The 17177-nt window shown below is 54.8% G+C and carries 6 protein-coding genes; all 6 read right to left on the minus strand.

Annotation, left to right across the window (positions count from 1 at the left end; all coding sequences use genetic code 11):
* Positions 1-32 precede the first annotated feature (32 nt).
* Complete coding sequence (locus ACFQZE_RS16625) at positions 33-1406, minus strand: M20/M25/M40 family metallo-hydrolase (RefSeq protein ID WP_379358967.1); 1374 nt, start codon at positions 1404-1406, stop codon at positions 33-35.
* On the minus strand, positions 1403-2674 hold the full coding sequence (fabD, locus tag ACFQZE_RS16630; protein ID WP_379358969.1) for an ACP S-malonyltransferase: 1272 nt from the start codon (positions 2672-2674) through the stop codon (positions 1403-1405). Before fabD ends, ACFQZE_RS16625 begins: the two co-directional genes overlap by 4 nt.
* The gene (locus tag ACFQZE_RS16635) at positions 2667-5162 is read right to left on the minus strand and encodes a non-ribosomal peptide synthetase (protein ID WP_379358971.1); all 2496 of its coding nucleotides are present in this window, start codon (positions 5160-5162) and stop codon (positions 2667-2669) included. Before ACFQZE_RS16635 ends, fabD begins: the two co-directional genes overlap by 8 nt.
* A gap of 27 nt (positions 5163-5189) precedes the next feature.
* Complete coding sequence (locus ACFQZE_RS16640; protein ID WP_379358973.1) at positions 5190-5906, minus strand: thioesterase II family protein; 717 nt, start codon at positions 5904-5906, stop codon at positions 5190-5192.
* An 83-nt stretch (positions 5907-5989) separates the two neighbouring features.
* On the minus strand, positions 5990-6961 hold the full coding sequence (locus tag ACFQZE_RS16645; RefSeq protein WP_379358975.1) for a cysteine peptidase family C39 domain-containing protein: 972 nt from the start codon (positions 6959-6961) through the stop codon (positions 5990-5992).
* A 90-nt stretch (positions 6962-7051) separates the two neighbouring features.
* Positions 7052-17137, minus strand: a complete 10086-nt coding sequence (locus ACFQZE_RS16650; RefSeq protein WP_379358977.1) for an amino acid adenylation domain-containing protein — start codon at positions 17135-17137, stop codon at positions 7052-7054.
* Positions 17138-17177: the final 40 nt, after the last annotated feature.

Genomic DNA, 17177 nt, shown 5'->3' on the forward strand with positions numbered 1-17177 from the left:
TTTATCTCTATAGACTAACTCAAACCATTTCCTTATTTACGCAGGTCGGTTTCCCCATAACGCGCAAGCACCCGATACAGAGCTTCCGCTCCAAAGAGGATCGACTCCGCCGGAACACGCTCGTCCGCCGCATGAATCAACGATGTGAAATTCAATTGTTCCGGCAGAGGCATAGGCAAGTACCCATATGTCTGAATGCCCAGCTTGTCAAAATGACGTCCGTCCGTACCGCCGGGAAGCAGCATGGGAACGGGGATCGCATCGCGGTCGGCCGCCTTCAGCACTTCCGACAAAAGAGGGAACAGTCCCATATCGGGAGCGGCCGGAATGGGATCATGCAGCAGCAGCTCAAGCTTGATTTTGCGGCTAAGGCCCGATTGATACAGCTCTTCGATAAACTGTTCCGGGGTAAAGCCCGGCACAAGCCGGCCATCCAGCTGCACCTCGATTTCACTCGGGTGGACGTTAATCTTCTCCCCGCCGCGAACGATTGTAGCGCTAATTGTGTTATAAAGCAGCGATTGAAACAGCTTCCCTTTGTCTCCGAGCAGCTTCAGTACGGCGCCTGTCCAGCCGGGACGCAGCAGCTGGCGCAGAAGAAAGCCGCTTGCGGCCGGGAGCGCGTCGGCCATGGCATGGATCATAAGGGACGCCGCCGGAGTCACATGAACGGGCAGCTTTACACGGTTAAGCCATTGCAGCATGTCGCCAAGCTGCGCCATACAGCCGTCGCGATGGCCAAGCGACCCGTGTCCGCCGTCGCCGCGAATCGTCGCTTTCAGCCAGCAAAGCCCCTTCTCTGCTACCATGACCGGATAAAACGTCCTTCCTCCCGATTGGAAAGTAAAGCCGCCAAATTCGCCGATCGCATAGTTGACCCCTTCAAACAGATGAGGGAACTGCTCCACCAAATAACCGGCCCCTAGATCGCCTCCGGCTTCCTCGTCGCTTACAATAGCTAGGATGATATCCCCTTTTAGCGGCACGGCCTCTTGATGAGCCCGGATAAAGGCGGCAAGCATCATCGCTATCCCGCCTTTCATATCCAGAGTCCCCCTTCCCCAAATATAGCCGTCTTCCAGTTCTCCGCCGAACGGATCGCGGCTCCACTCCTGCTTAGTCGTATCTACAACGTCAACATGACCGTACAGGAGCAAAGGGGGAGCCTCTCCGCTGCCCGGCAGGCGGGCAATCAAATTGGGGCGGCCGCTTTCCTTGGCCAAAATGGCCGATGGGATGCCCGCATCTTGGAGCAGCCCCTCAATATAACGAATACACGCTTCTTCATGGCCGGGAGGATTGGTTGTATCAAATCGAATCAGCTGCTGCAAAATGCGAACGGGAGAATTGGAAGTTTCATCTCCAGAGCTGGACCAGACGGTTTCCTCGGCAACGGCACCCGTCATTTTGCAATGGCCTCCTGATTCATCAGCCTAGACGCGAATGGACCATTTACGCCTTCCTTGCCAAACAGTTGATCTAGGCGCAGCTGCCGCTCCTCTTGCGGAACGTTTTTCGTTTGAAAGACGGATAAGAGCATCCCATAGGCCTCTTCAATATGCTCCCATGCGGGCGCCCGACCGGATTGCTGAAGACCGTACAGCCTATTTTGCACGCTGCGGTAAGGCTCCACAACCCCACGCCGATAGGCCTCCGTATCCCAATTCCGATTTCGTGTGCTGGTCGCGATCGCCAAACACTGGATAACAAAATCGAGCGGGAACCGCTCCTCCTGCGTCGCTTTCAGCAGCAGCTCCGCATCGGGAGCATGATCGAACGCCATCACCGTAATGCCTTGCAAAGAATCCGCCAGCTTTTTCAAAATGGCCTTAGGTCCCAGCTCTACCGCTTCCGTTACCCCGCTATTCAGCAAATGCGCCATAACCGCCGTCCACTTGACGGGAGCGGTCAGCTGCTCCTTGAGCGTAGCAGAGATGTCGTCCGCGCTTTCATAGGGCAAGCCGGTGACACTGGATATGACGGGGCAAAGCAGCGGTGAAAAGGAATGGCTCCGAAGCTCTTCCTCGAACTGAAGAGCTGCAGGCGCCATAAGCGGACTATGAAACGGCGCGCTCACTTGAAGCGGAATGACCATTCCTCCGAGTTCGCTCAGCCGCTTCGAAGCCTCCTCAACCGCCCGCTTATGCCCGGAGATGACGATTTGATCATCCGAATTGATATTGGATACGACGACAACCTCAGTACCTCCGAGCAGAGACGATCCGACATAATCGCATACATCGGCCGCTTCCGCAGGTGACAGTCCATTGACGGCAGCCATGGCGCCGCCCCCTTGAGCGGCCGCATCCCGCATGAGCGCTCCTCTGCGGTGGACGATGCGTACAGCGCTGGAGAAAGGAATGGCGCCCGCACAGCTCAAAGCCGTTATTTCGCCTAGGCTATGCCCCGCCATGACATGTGCTGCCGCCCCCGTCTCCTCCCGAAGGACACGGTACATCGCTGCTCCCAAAGTCAAAATAGCGGGCTGGGCGTATTCCGTTTTGGTAAGCTCCTTCATGCTGCCTCCAAACATCAACTCGGACAAATTCATGTTCATAGCATCATTCGCTTCTAGAAAGACGTCTCTAGCGACCAAATAGTTGTCAAATAATTGTTTGCCCATACCAACATATTGCGAGCCTTGTCCAGGAAAGAGGAGTGCGAGCTTATTCATCGACGCCGCCACCTCCTTCTCCAAGCTGTTCAAGCAGAATAGCAAGAGATTGCCTGAACACGTCAAGCCATTCCGCCATCTCTTCTTCCCCCAAGTGCGAGGTGTCGTATTGGCAAATCAACACGATATCGTTTCCATCCGCTTGAAACTCAAGCGCAAGGCCAATATGCGAAATAAAGCCGTCGGCAGCGCTGGAATCCACGAGAGAAAACCAAGGAATAACTCCTCTGCCTGGGGCGCGGAACCGAGCGGCGGTCGCCAAAGTGTCCAGACTGTAATAAAGCGATGAGTTGCGCTGCCGGCGAACCTCCCTGACAAGCTCGTCCCCATCCATAAATTGCGTCATGCTCAGCTCCACAGGCGTCATCCGGTCGCGTTCGCTGCCCTTCACCAAAATGGACAATTCATCCGTCATGCCGAGATCGGACAAGACGTAAAGGTATGCGGACAACAAAATATCCGGCGTCCCCACATCCCATCTCGCCGCAGCACGCTCCAACTGTCCGGCCACAGTCCCATCCAACGTCAAATCGAGACAGCCCGCGGCAAAACGCGTTTTCTCCAGGGCCGCATCCTCCTCCTTGGACGGGAGCACAATCCCCTTCATTCTCGATAAGTCTCTCAAATCGCCTTCTTCCGCTTCAGGCGCGTCAAGCAGCGCAGCCATCCCCCGTACAGTGGCGTTGCTGAACAAATCGGCAACGGTTACCCGGCCCGGGTAAGCCATTTCAATTTTTCCGTACAAAGTCACGAGCAGAATAGAGTTGCCCCCCACTTCAAAAAAGCTGTCCGAAGCGCGGAAGCCGCCCGTATCCAATACTTCTTGCCAGAGAGAAGCGACCGCCTTTTCATGCTCCGTCTCCAGATCGGCCGAATGATCCTCCATGTCCGCACATTGCTCGTGCCCGTCATCTCCTGCATCCGTGTCGATCAGAGCCAGCGCCGGCCGGTCGATTTTGCCATTGGTCGTAAGCGGCATAACGTCGAGCCTAATGTAGCGGTACGGCACCATATATTCCGGCAAGCGGTTTGCCATAAAAGCGCGGAGATCCACCGCAGGAAAAACCTCCTGCGCTGTATAGTAAGCGCATAATTGCTCATTTCCGCTCGTCCTCTCTTTGAGCAGAACGGCAGCCTCTTTCATCCCGTCAAACGAAGACAAAACGGCCTGAACTTCCTCCAGCTCTACCCGATGACCGCGAATTTTCACTTGAAAATCTTTGCGTCCCAAAAACTGAAGATTCCCGTCCGGCAGCAACCGGACTAGGTCGCCCGTTTTATAGATGCGCTCGCCCGGGACAAACGGACTCCTCACAAAGGCTTTATCTGTAAGCTCAGAATTGCCCCAATATCCGACCCCCAGACGATTGCCGCCAATATAAAGCTCCCCAGAGTCTCCGGGCGAGGCGAGGCCCCCCTCTTCGTTCAGCACATATGTCTTCACGCCGGCAAGAGGTTTGCCGATTCCGGGATTGCCGTCCGTCACCCGCTGAACCGTCGACCATACTGTCGTTTCGGTAGGCCCGTATACATTAAAGACGCGAAGGTTAGGAAAGTCCTTTAACTGGTCCCATAGGGTAGGAGGAAACGGCTCTCCTCCCACCATGATATCGGTAAGCCCCGCCATTCCGCTTCGATCCGCCTCTCCAAGCAAGAGCTGGAGCCGAAGCGGAGTGGTCACGATCATTTGAACGCCGTGACGCGCCATGAGCAAGTTCAGTCCTTGCGGATCGCGGCGCTGAATTCCACTCGCAAGCACCACTTTCATGCCGTAGAGAAGAGGCATGACAAGGTCGTGAATGGACACATCAAACGCGGCGCTTGCGAGCGCTGCAATCGTTTTGCCCGGTTCAAACCCGACATGCTCCGCCATTCCCTCCATAAACGAAAGCGCATGATCGTGACGAATCATAACCCCTTTTGGCTTGCCCGTGGAGCCGGATGTATAGATCAAATACGCCAGCCGCTGCGAAGGCTCGTCGTCTTGCAGCCTCCCGTTCTCGCCATTATCGCTCCCGGCGATTTTCGCATCAAGCTCAGCGCCGTTTTCCACTTCCGCGTCCATACAAACCGTTATGCCCGCATACTCTTCAAGTCTATTCAGCAAATGCCGCTGAGTAAGGACAATAGGAGCGCCCGCATCCTTCAACATATAACGGACGCGCTCCGCAGGATAATCGAGCTCAATCGGCACATACGCGCCGCCAGCCTTCCAGACGGCCAGAATGCCGACCACAAGCTCTTTCGTTCTCTCCGTCATTAGACCTACCAGCATGTTCGGGCGGACTCCCATTCTTTTCAAAACGGCAGCCAGCTCATTTGCTTCCTCATTCAGCTGCCCGAAAGTAATCGCGCCGTTATCCCAAATAAGGGCCGTCTCCTGCGGACGGAGCCCGGCTTGCTTTTCGAATGCGGAATGAAGCGTCCGAGCCTCTGCTGCGGTCTCAGCCGTTGCCACATGAGGGGAATGACTTGCCTTATTCATCATTTATGGACCTCCTGTACATTCATTAAATCAATCTGCCGCACCAGCCGGAACGCGTCTTGCCACTCGGGTCATATATCCGGTCAGTTCTCCTACCGGTTCATGCAAATAGAAATGGCCTCCATAAAACTGAGCGGTTTCACAAACACCCGTCGTATGCCGCTGCCAATCCCTCGCTTCGCCAATCAGGCCGGTATCGCTTTCTCCGTTTAAAATAAACAAATCGATCGGCAGCGGAGCACGAGGCGCATACCGATAATCGGCAACCAGCTTAAAGTCAGCGCGCAAAATGGGCAAAAACAGCTGAAGCAGCTCGGGATGCTGGAAAAACTCATCGGGCGTGCCGCCCATCTCCTTCACCTTCGCCACAAACTGCTCATCCGGCAGCAAATGCATGTCTCTCTTGTCATCCAATAGATGAGGAGCTCCTCTTCCCGACATAAAAGCCACTTCAGGCAAAGGAAGCCCTTCTTGCCGTAAACGGTGCATCAGCTCAAAAGCGACCAGGCAGCCCATGCTGTGCCCAAACAAGGCGTATCTCTGCTTGGTATACGGAATAATAGCGGGAAGCAAATCGTCCACCGCTTTATGAACATCATCAATTAAGGGGCCCTCTATCCGGCTTCCTCTCCCAGACATTTCAATCGGAACGGGAGTGAGGAATGGTTGCAGCGGATTGGTCCACCTTTTGTAAAATTGGGCCGATCCTCCGGCATACGGCAAACATAACATTGGCATTGGATTCATCGTATCGCACCTTTCGTAGGTTGCTATAGATTACCGGGATAACAGCAGCAGCAGGGGGAAAAAGGCAAGCTTCCGCTTGCCCTTTATGCCCCGTTTACAAGGCTTGTCCAAAACGCCTTTTCCTTCGCCAGCAATCCTTCAGCCAGCTTCAATTCTCTGCCCCGCTCAAACTTATGATTAACGAACGCCGATTTAATGCCGTTCCAGCCATCCTGAATGTCCCGCAACTGAACCATAAGCGATTCGCTTAATGAATCGCTCATCAGCTTCTGCTCCTGCATGGTGCGGATTAAGCCCTCGTTAGCCGTATGGCGGTTTCCGATAATGTTAATGCCAATCAGCGCGTACGTAATATGGGATTGATATTTGTCGGGACTGGTATCGACGTTCCACATGCCTTCCATCGAAAACTCGCCAAGCTCGCGGGCAAGCCGCTCGGCATTTTCCGCCACTTCCGCCAGCTTCAGCTCATACGGCTCGCAATCGGAATGCAGGTTGTACACGTAGTAGGCAGGACCCGTAAAGCTGCTGCTGATGTTGTACTCCGAATTCATAAATGCCTTCCGAAGCCGGTTTTCCGGCACTTCGTGCTCACTGTAACCGGCAAGGGTATCGTCGATGACAAAAAAGGTGTTGCGCTCGTCATCGTATCCGTTAAACAAGGAGTAATGGTACCAATGGAACTTTTGCCAAGCCATGCTGCCCGGCAGCCAATAGTACAAGTCGACGTTTAAACTTAAATTGCGCCCGCTGCGCAGCACTTCCTTAATTTCTTCCGTAAAGTTTTCCTTGTCGCGGAAATGCCCCGGCTCAATCAGCTTAATCACTTTGGTCAGCGGAAACTTCATCCAATCGTCCAAATAATATAATGTGTCTATCGTCGGATATCGAAAATCGCGATCCGTAGCGGCTTCCCAAGGGTAGTACCGGTAGATGTTCAAATAAGCGGCGCTTTTGTAGCTGGGATGTGCCGAGGCCGCTATAGAGAAGGCCTGATTCAGCATACAATTCATCCAAAACTCGTTAAACGGCTTTCTCTCAAGCGTGACTTTCATAAGCAATGACCTCCTCGTATTGGATCGCTATTAGGCATGAATGCGGAAGGACGGCCGTTCATCCTGCCGGCCCCCGCCTCTTGCCAAACTTTAATCTTCCGTCTGCAGCCGGCCTATCGTCGTTTGCCCGCTGCCCGGTCCCGCCAACTTGGCAAGCAGCCTTAGATACCCGTTCGCCAGTTCCTTTGCCGTTTCATTTCGGAACAAAGCGGTTGAATATTCCAGATTGAAGGAAATTTCACCGGAAGCTGTTTCCACCGCCTCCAGCGTCAGATCGAATTTGCTCACTCCGGGATCGAACGGCTGCGGTCTAAATACCAATTCCCCCGCATGCATATCGGACCGCTCCATGTTTTGAAGAATAAACATCGTATCGAAGAGAGGATGGCGACTTTGGTCCTTGCCCGCATCCGTTCTTTCGACCAAATCCTCGAAAGGATATTCCTGATGCTCCAGCGATTCGATCACTTGACCATGAAGCCGCTTGAAATATTGTCCTGCCGCAAGCTTACGCTCCGGCATGCTTCGAATAGCGACGGTATTAACGAACATCCCAATGAGCCCCTCCGTATCGGCATGGCTTCTTCCCGCAACCGGAGAACCGACGACCACATCCTCCTGCCCGGACAGCCCTCCAAGAAATACGGCATATGCGCCTAGCAGCACGGTGTATAAGGTGGTGTCTTGCTCCCTCGCCAGCCTTCTCACGCCGTCGGCAGCTTCCGCTTCCAGCCGGAACGAATGACTTTCTCCGGCGGTACTGCGCGACGCTGGCCGTGGATAATCGGTAGGCAGCTCCAAAACAGGGATAGTGCTGGAAAATTGCTCCAGCCAATAGCTTTCATGGGCCAAATACGCATCCCCATTAAGACGATTCTCCATCCACGCGGCGTAATCACGGTACTGAATACGGAGCTCCGGCAAGTTCTGGCCGCTGTACAGCTCCGTTACTTCCTTCAGCAACAGGCTTACGGAAACGCCGTCCGTCACAATGTGGTGCATGTCGAGCAGCAGCAAATGACGGTCTTCACCCGTCGGCACGAGCCATGCTCTTAATAAAGGACCTTCTCCCAAGCTGAAAGGACGTATGAAGCGGCGCATCAGCTCATCTACGAGCTTTTGGAAATCCTCCGCCGAAGCCAATCGTTTCGCCACCATACGAGCCCAAGCATTGCTCTCCAGCTTAAAGGCCATTTCATCATGAATCCTCTGCACGAACTGCCCTTTCTCGTAGTGGAAGGTCGTTCGAAGGCTCTCATGCCGCGCAATCAGCTTGTGGAACGATGCCTCCAGCCCCTCCGAATCGAGCTTACCAAGCAGCTCCAGCGCAAATGGAACATGATAAGCCGTAGAATCGCCGGATATGAGCTGAAGAACGTACTGCCGCTTTTGCGCCCGGGACATCGGATAGAAGGACTCCGTATCCAATCGCGGAATCGGTTCATAGCAAGCTCCGTCATGCCCATCGATATGGGCGGCAAGCGACCTCAAATCCGAATATAAGAAAATATCCTTAAGCTGTACGTGAACCCCGAATTGCTCTCCGATTCGGCCTGCCAGCATCGCGGCTTTTAAGGAGTGTCCCCCTAGCTCGAAAAACCGGTCCTCAGCGCCGACCTCGGCCACATTTAGCAGCTCGCTCCAAACGGAGGCCAGCTTACGCTCCGTCTCGGTTGCCGGGGCGACATACAGGCGCGTTTCCCGCTGATCGCGATTCGGTGCCGGCAAAGCTTTCCGATCCACTTTTCCCGTTGGAGTCAACGGAATCGCATCCAGCTCTACAAAGTAGGTCGGAATCATATAGTCCGGCAACCGGGACGCCAGCTTCCTGCGCAGCTCGCCCTGCGGAATGCCGCCCTTCTCCTGCCCTACGATATAAGCGCACAGAGTTTGCTCGCCTTCTCCTTCGACAATAGCAGTGACGAGCGTCTCCCTGACTTCTTCCAGCGCCAGAAGCTGAGATTCGATCTCTCCCGTTTCGATCCGGTGGCCCCGTATCTTCACTTGATGGTCGCGGCGGCCCGCATATTGGAATTCGCCGCTAGCCAGCCTCCGGCCGAGATCGCCCGTCTTGTACATCCGTCCGCCTGTACACAGAGGATCGTCCACAAATACGCCCGTGCCCCTTTCCGGGTGGCTCAGATATCCTCTGCCGACACCTCTGCCGCCGATACAAATTTCTCCGATGACGCCTATTGGCTGAACTTGCATCGCCTCGTTCATAATAACCATCGTTGCGCCTGCAATTGGCGTACCGATCGTAATGGCATTTCCGTCCGTAACCTCGCAAATAGATGTCCATACTGTTGTCTCTGTCGGGCCGTACAAGTTAAACACTCTGGCATCCGTCAGCTCCCTGATTCCGGCGAACAACTCCTTGCTTAGCGGCTCCGCTCCGATCATAAAGATCGACAACGGACGGAAGCTCTCCGTTTGGCCCGTTTGCGCCAGCCACCATTTGAACCGTGACGGCGTAATTTGCAGCACGTCCACTTCATGCTTCGCCATCAGCTCTTGCAATAGGCCCGCATCGTTCCGCTCTTCTTCGCTCGCCAGCACAATGCGCATGCCAAGCATTAGCGGAAGCAAATTTTCTACGATAAAGATATCGAACGAGGCTGTCGCCATCGCCAAAATCGCTTGCCCTTCCCGCATCGGAATTCGCTCTCCGAACCCTTTGAGAAAGCTTGCTAGACCGCGATGCTCGATCATCGCTCCCTTCGGCCGTCCAGTGGAACCGGAGGTGTACAGCACGTAAGCGAGCCCTTCCGGCTTGATGACGATTGGCGGATTGTCGGCGTTGTCGCCGTACATGCCCGGATCGTCCAAATACCATGCCTGTGAAGCCGAAGCGGCCCGATTGGCATAGGCCTTCTCCGTCAGCAAAAGCTGCTCTCCGCAATCTTCAAGCATCCAAGCAACCCGCTCTGGCGGATAGGCGGGATCAATGGCCACATAAGCCCCGCCTGCTTTCATAATGCCGAGAATGCCGATCAGCAAGAGCGGCGATCGATCCGTCATCAGCGCCACGATTCGCTCCGGCCCGACGCCCGCGTCCTTCAACGTATGAGCCAGCCTGTTCGCCCGCTCGTTCAATTGCCGGTAAGACCAAACCTCTGAACCGAACAATAGCGCCGCAGCGTCCGGCGTCTTAGCCACTTGCCGCTCGAACTGCTCCATGAAGCCGATCCAGCCCGTTTCGGCCCCGTCTTCTTCCGCCCTCTCGGCCTTGTCGTTCACCAACCAATTAGACGTATCATGCATTTCCTGCTCCGCTATCACTTCCAACGCTCCGGCACTTTCCAGAAATGCTTCCTGATCGGCGTCCTCTTGAAGAATCGCCATCTCCTCTGAGCTTAACAGCTCCAATTCCCCGATTATGCGATCCCGGCCTCCGCTTGCCGTCATCTCTTCCACCAGCTTTAAGTAATGCTGCGCCAATCTCTCCACCGTTTCCGGGAGGAACAGCGCCGTCGCATACTCCAGATGGAAGGCGATCTCCTCGCCTTCCTCCGCCGCTTCCAGCGTCAAATCGAATTTGCTGACGCCCGGCTCGAAATCAAGCGGCATAAAAGACAAGTCCCCCGCTTCCAGCGGTGCGCGGTCCATATTTTGCAAAATAAACATCGTATCGAAAATCGGATTCCGGCTCTGGTCTCTCTTAACCCCGATCCGCTCGACAAGGTCCTCAAACGGATATTCCTGATGCTCCAGCGCTCCCAGCACCCCGTTGTGCAGCTCCTCGAAATAATCGCCGATCTTCATCGACCTTTGCGGACGGCTGCGCACGGCCACCGTATTGACAAACATGCCGATCAAGCCCGCCGTATCGCCATGGGTCCGGCCCGCCACAGGCGTTCCGACAATAATATCCTCCTGCCCGCTGTATCTCGCAAGCAAAGCCGAGTAAGCGCCAAGCAATACCGAAAAGAGCGTAACGCCCCGCTCCTTGGCGAACTTGCGGGCGGCATCCGTGAGACGGGCATCCATGGCAAAAGCGATCCGGCGCCCGGCATAGCTTTGCACGGCAGGTCGCGGCCAGTCCGTCGGCAGCTCCAGGACGGGAAGCTCGTCTTGGAACAGATCGAGCCAATAATGCTCGCGGGAAGCGGCCGTTTCGTTCGTGAGCCGCTCCTCCTGCCAAGCTGCATAATCACGGTATTGAATCGCGAGTGCGGGCAATTCGGCTCCGCCGTAAAGCGCGGTAAGCTCTCCTACGAAAATGCCCATCGATACGCCATCGGTCACAATATGATGCATATCGAGCAGCAGTAAATGGTAGTCTTCCTCTAGCTGAGCTATACCTGCCCGGAGCAGCGGTCCTTTATCCAGCGAGAAGCTTTTTACAAACCCTTCTATCCTCTCCTGCAGCGCAGAACCGCTCAAACCAGAAGAATGCGCCGTATAATCTACGCCTTTAACCGCCGTATCGAAGCCGCTTAGTCGCTCCAGCTTAAACGAAACCTCATCCGGGCCATGAACCTGCTGCTTAAAGTCCCCATCATTGTAATGGAATGTGGTCCGCAAGCTTTCATGGCGTTCTACGAGTCTAGCAAAAGCCGCCTCCAGCCTGTGCAAATCCAGCTTCCCTCTCAGCTCCAATGCAAAAGGCAGGTTATACATAGTCCCTCCGCTCGATAAAAGCTGCAGAACATATTGCCTTCTCTGCGTGCGGGACATCGGATAGTCGCTTTGATCCGGCTGTTTCGGGATCGGCTTGTAGCCTTCGCCTGATGCTGAATCGATCACCGATGCAAGCTCTGCAAGAGTAGGCTGCTCGAACACGACCCGCAGCGGCACAACCGCTCCAAACTCCTCTTGTATCCGGCTAACTAGTGTAGCCGCCTTCAGCGAATGACCGCCTAAATCGAAAAAGTGGCCGTCGGCTCCAACGCGTTCGAGATGCAGAAGCTCCTCCCAAATTGCGGCAAGCTTTTGTTGCGTTTTGCCGCTTGGCGAGATATAAGGGCGGTCTCCTTCCTCATCGCTGCCAATCCATTGCGGCTCCGGCAGCGCTTTACGGTCGACCTTCCCGTTCGGCGTAAGCGGAATCGCCTCAATGCTCAAGAAATAGGAAGGAATCATCGCATCCGGCAAACTGCGCCTCAAGAAGCTTTTTAGCTCGTGAATGTTCATTTCCCCACTCTGCTGGTTCAAGACGATATAAGCGCAAATCCGCTTGTCGCCAGCTTTGTCCTCTTGAACAAGGACGACAGCCGCTTCAATTTGTTCATGTCTGACAAGCTGCGCTTGAATCTCTCCCAGCTCAATCCGGACACCTCTAATTTTGACCTGATGGTCGATTCTGCCCACATACATGGCGCTGCCGTCCGAACGCCATTTCGCCAAATCTCCAGTGCGGTACATCGTCACGCCGGACTTAAGCGGATGCTCTACAAAACGGCTGGCCGTCATCTCCGGCTTGTTCACATAGCCGAGAGCGAGCCCATTGCCGGATATGCACAATTCTCCGGGCACCCCGGCAGGAGCCAGCTTGTCTCCATAGCCTAAAATATGAATATCGACGCCGTGCATCGGTCCGCCGATGGGCACTACTGCCCCGCTAACCGAACCTGGCTTGTACAAAAACATATTGGAACAAATCGTCGCTTCCGTAGGCCCGTATCCGTTGACGATCCGTATGGCCGGATTAAGCTCCGCGTACAATTCCAGCGTCTCATCCTTGATCGGCTCCACGCCGACCAGCATTTTGCTCAGACGTACTCTGGATTTGTCTTTGCTTAGAGTGCGTGCGACATCACCCAGCAAGGTAGGCGGAAGATAAGCGGATGTAATGCCTTCTTCGACGATCACGCTTGCCATTTGCCTTGGATCGAGATGTTTCGGCTCGGGATACAAGACGACGCATGCCCCAAACATAAGCGGCATAAACAGCTCGTACACGCTGACGTCAAACGAGATGTTCGTCAAACTTAAGCAGCGGTCCCGTTCGTCAAACTTTCCGTCATAGAAAGTCCGAAGCGAATGGCCAAAGTTGAAAAAGCTCCGATGCGGCACCATAACGCCTTTTGGCTCTCCCGTTGAGCCCGACGTATAAATGACGTACATACGGTCATCCGCCGAACGTTCAACCGCTAGAGGTCTTCCGTCCCCCTCATCCGTCAGCGCAAGGCTCAGCCTCATGGAAGGAAGCTCAAGAACCTTCTCCGTCTCGTCAGGAGCCGAGCCGTCCGTCAGCAGCAATTCCGCTCCGCTGTCCGAGAGCATATACCGAATCCGCTCCCCCGGATAATGAGGGTCAATCGGCATATAAGCCCCGCCCGCCTTCATAATGCCAAGCATAGCGGTCATCATGGCGAGCGAGCGCTCAGCCATTACGCCGACGATGGAGTGGCGGCCGATTCCCTTCTCCTGCAGTTTGCGTGCAAGGCGGTTCGCGCGCTCGTTCAGCTCCCTGTAGCTAAGCGAATCCGCTTCGAATTGAACGGCGGCATGATTCGGCACGCGATCTGCTTGATCCTCGAAACATTGTTGAAGCGTAACCGGGGCTGGGAATGACGCGCTTTTGCTGCCAAAACGATTCAACAGCATCTCCTTGTCCTCGTCCGACAGCATTTCGCAATCGCCAAGCGCCGTCCCCGGATTAGCCGCAACGCTATCCAATAGCGTCATATAATGCCGCATCATCGTCCGCACCGTCTCTTCACGGAACAGATCGGTGCAATATTCCACAACGAACCGCAAGCTTCCGTTCGGCTGCTCGACAGCTTGAATCATCAAGTCGTATTTGGCTGTCCCGTGAGGGAAACGCTCATGCCGGTAGCTAAACTCAGGCGTGGAGAAATCCGGAATATTTAAATTTTGCATAATAAACATTGTGTCAAACAACGGGTTGCGGCTGCTGTCCCGCCGATCCCCCCATTGCGCCAGCTCCTCAAAAGGAAACTCGCTATGCTGGAACGCCTTCACGGACATTTCTTTAATTTCCTGCAAAAAGGAGCTGAAGCTTTTGTGAGCTGTAGGATAACCGCGCAAAACGAGCGTGCCGACAAACATGCCGACAACCGACTCCAGCTCGCGGCTCACTCGTCCGGTAATTGGCGTTCCTACCGCAAAGTCATCCGCTCCCGTATATTTGGCAAGCAGCGTGTAGTACGCGGAGAGGAGAACCATGTATGGCGTCGTTTCGGTTTCCGCCGCGAGTTTCCGTACCTTCGCCGCCCGCTCCTCATCCAAATAAAGATCGAAAGTATCGCCGCGGCTGCTCTTCACAGGAGGGCGCGGGTAATCCGTCGGCAGCTCAAGCACCGGCCATTCCCCGCGGAATTGCTCCCGCCAAAACTCCCGGCTTCCCTCCATTCGTTCCGATTGCAGCTGCTCCGCCTGCCAAGCGGAATAATCATGGTATTGCAGCTTGAGGGGTTGAAGCTCCTCGCCCCGGTATAAGCTGATTAGCTCCTTGAGCAAAATGCCCGCCGACATGCCGTCCGATGCGATATGGTGCATATCCAAAACCAAAAGATGATGATCCGGACGCAGCGTCAGAAGGGAAGCTCTGAGAAGCGGAGCCCGGCTTAAATCAAACGGAAGGGAAAGCTCGTTCAACCTTTCCGGCAGCGCTAATTCGTCCACCTCCCCCGTATGAAGCTCAAAAGAGACATGCTCATGAACAATGCCTCTCAGTTCTCCTTCTATAACGGCAAAAGAGGTGCGCAGCGTTTCATGTCTAGCCACCAACTGACGAATGGCCGCCTCCAGCAGGCTTGCGTCAATTCCCCCCTCAATATGGAGCATTTCCGGCAAATTGTAGCTTCTGTCATCCGGCGCTGCCTGCTGCTGCAAGTACATCCGCTGCTGCGGAGATGAAACGGCGTAATGATCGCTTTTCGGCAGGACGGGAATACGAATTGCCGCTTCGGAAGCCTCTTCCGGATCAGCCTGATGTCCCAGACGCTCCTCTATCGCTCCGGCAAATTGTTTCAACACGGGGCGCGCAAGCAAATCAATGACTTCCAGTTTTGCTTCAAACTGCTCGCTTAACCGGTTGACGATGCGCAAGGCAATGATGGAGTCCCCGCCAAGCTCGTAAAAGTTCGCTTCGCTATGCAGTTCCCGATAGCCAAGCAGTTCTCCCCAAACATCGGCTATGGTCCGTGCCGTCTCCGATCCGCTGCATTCGCCAAGCAGAACGGTTCCGTGAAGCTCCGCTTGCTCATTTTCGCGAGAAGATAGGGTTCCCTGGGCCAAAGCGGTCCCTGCCGATTCAAAAGTTCCGCCCCCCGAAGCATTCGCCCCGGACTGTGCCAGCGACTCCAACCGTTTAAAGGCACGTGACGGCTCCACCCAACAGGCATGGCGCTCAAAAGGATACACAGGCAGCGGCAGCCGTTTTCTCCGCTCTCCTTGGTACAAGGCTACAAAATCAACCTCTTCTTCCTTCACATACCGCCTCGCCAGTCGCACCAATTGTTCCCGGCCAAACGCCGCTCCGATTTCGGCATCTCCTGCTAAGGCAAATGACAAATCGTTAGCCAATCCGCCTTCTCCGACAAAAGCCCGGTGGCTCATGCCGCTAAAGAGCCCGTCGTCATGCAAGCTCTGCAAAACGTCGCGCAAATCTGCCGCGTCTTCGGCGACAACCGCGAGTCTATGCCGGTAATGGCTCCGGCCGATAGAGGCGCTGTAGCAAAGGTCTGCGAGAGAGACCCGCTGCGATTCTTCGCCGCTTAGCCATTCCAGATAATCCGCAACATAGTTTTGCAATGCGGCCTTGCTCTGAGCGGAGAGTACAAATAAACGAGGCCCCTCATCGAGGGACAGCGCACTCTCCCTCGTGCGCTCAGGAGCTTCTTCCAGCACGACGTGACAATTCGTGCCGCTCATGCCAAAGGCGCTCACGCCGCATCTGCGGGGGGATGATTCCGATACCCAAGGCATCAAAGTATCGTTTACGTAAACTGGAGAGTCCACAAACGATATTTTGCGGTTGGGAAGCTTGTAGTGCAGCGTAGGAGGCAACATCTGATGCGTAAGCGAAAGAACGCCTTTGAGCAGGCCGACAATTCCGGCGGCATGATCCAGATGGCCGATATTGCTCTTTACGGAGCCAATGGCGCAAAACTGCTTTTTGTCCGTAAAGCGGGCGAACGCCCTCGTCATTCCGTCTATTTCAATGGGATCTCCAAGAGAGGTTCCCGTTCCATGCGCTTCCATATACGTAATCGTCTCGGGGTCGACGTTCGCGTCCTGCCATGCCCGGACAATCGCGTCTTCCTGGGCGAGCGCGTTCGGCGCCGTTATGCCGACTGAGCTTCCATCTTGATTGATGGCGCTCCCTTTAATGACGGCATAAATGTGATCCCCGTCCGATTGCGCTTTGGCAAGGGGCTTGAGCAGCAGGGCCACGACTCCGTCGCCAATCCCTGTGCCGTCCGAAGAATCGTCAAAAGGCTTAGCCCGGTTGTCGCTGGACTCGATGCCAAGCCTGATGCCGATATCGAGAGGCAGCAAATTCAGCTTCACACTGCCCGCGATCGCTAGGTCGCACTCGCCTGTGCGGATAGACTGGCAAGCCAGATGCACCGCTACAAGCGAGGACGAACAAGCGGTATCTACGCTGACAGCCGGCCCCTTGAGGTTCATTAAATACGAGATGCGGCTTGCGATCATGGAGCTCAAATTTCCGGGAGCAGCCATCGATAGCGCCTCCGGGTCCAGCGTTTCGATAATGCGTTTGTAATCGTGCAGAGCGTCCGCATTATGACCGATAAATACGCCGGTGCGCGTACCCCGCATCCCTTCGCCGCCGTAGCCTCCGTCCTCCAGCGCGTTCCAAGCCGTTTGCAGAAACAAGCGCTGGTTCGGACTCATCAGTGAGGCTTCTTTCGGCGATAACCGAAAAAACGAATAATCGAAGGAAGATATGTCTTCTAAATAGGCTCCGTCAAATAAAGACAAATTAGCATAGCTGCGCCGCAGGCTGCCTAAATAAGGCTCAAGCTCGCGCTGCCGTGCCTCTGGAAAGGCAGCGACGCCATCGACGCCGCCGCTCAGCAATTCCCAAAATTCCTTGTGCGTTTTCGACTTCGGAAGCTTGGCCGACATGCCAATTATCGCAATCTCATGGGTGGAGGTCTCCAGAACCGACTCGTTGTCCTTTTCCAAAATACGATCCTCTTCTTCGCTGCTGGATTCCAGCAGATCCAGTTGAAACATAGCAGACGCTCCTTCCTTGTTCTGAGTGCAGTCTCCTGCT

This window comes from Paenibacillus sp. GCM10027627, from assembly GCF_042675505.1.
GTDB lineage: Bacteria > Bacillota > Bacilli > Paenibacillales > Paenibacillaceae > Pristimantibacillus.

Bases quoted from the DNA above. Each gene is read 5' to 3' on its own strand.
- fabD (WP_379358969.1), bottom strand. From the start codon at position 2,674: ATGAATAAGCTCGCACTCCTCTTTCCTGGACAAGGCTCGCAATATGTT.
- ACFQZE_RS16625 (WP_379358967.1), bottom strand. From the start codon at position 1,406: ATGACGGGTGCCGTTGCCGAGGAAACCGTCTGGTCCAGCTCTGGAGAT.
- ACFQZE_RS16650 (WP_379358977.1), bottom strand. From the start codon at position 17,137: ATGTTTCAACTGGATCTGCTGGAATCCAGCAGCGAAGAAGAGGATCGT.
- ACFQZE_RS16645 (WP_379358975.1), bottom strand. From the start codon at position 6,961: ATGAAAGTCACGCTTGAGAGAAAGCCGTTTAACGAGTTTTGGATGAAT.
- ACFQZE_RS16635 (WP_379358971.1), bottom strand. From the start codon at position 5,162: ATGATGAATAAGGCAAGTCATTCCCCTCATGTGGCAACGGCTGAGACC.
- ACFQZE_RS16640 (WP_379358973.1), bottom strand. From the start codon at position 5,906: ATGAATCCAATGCCAATGTTATGTTTGCCGTATGCCGGAGGATCGGCC.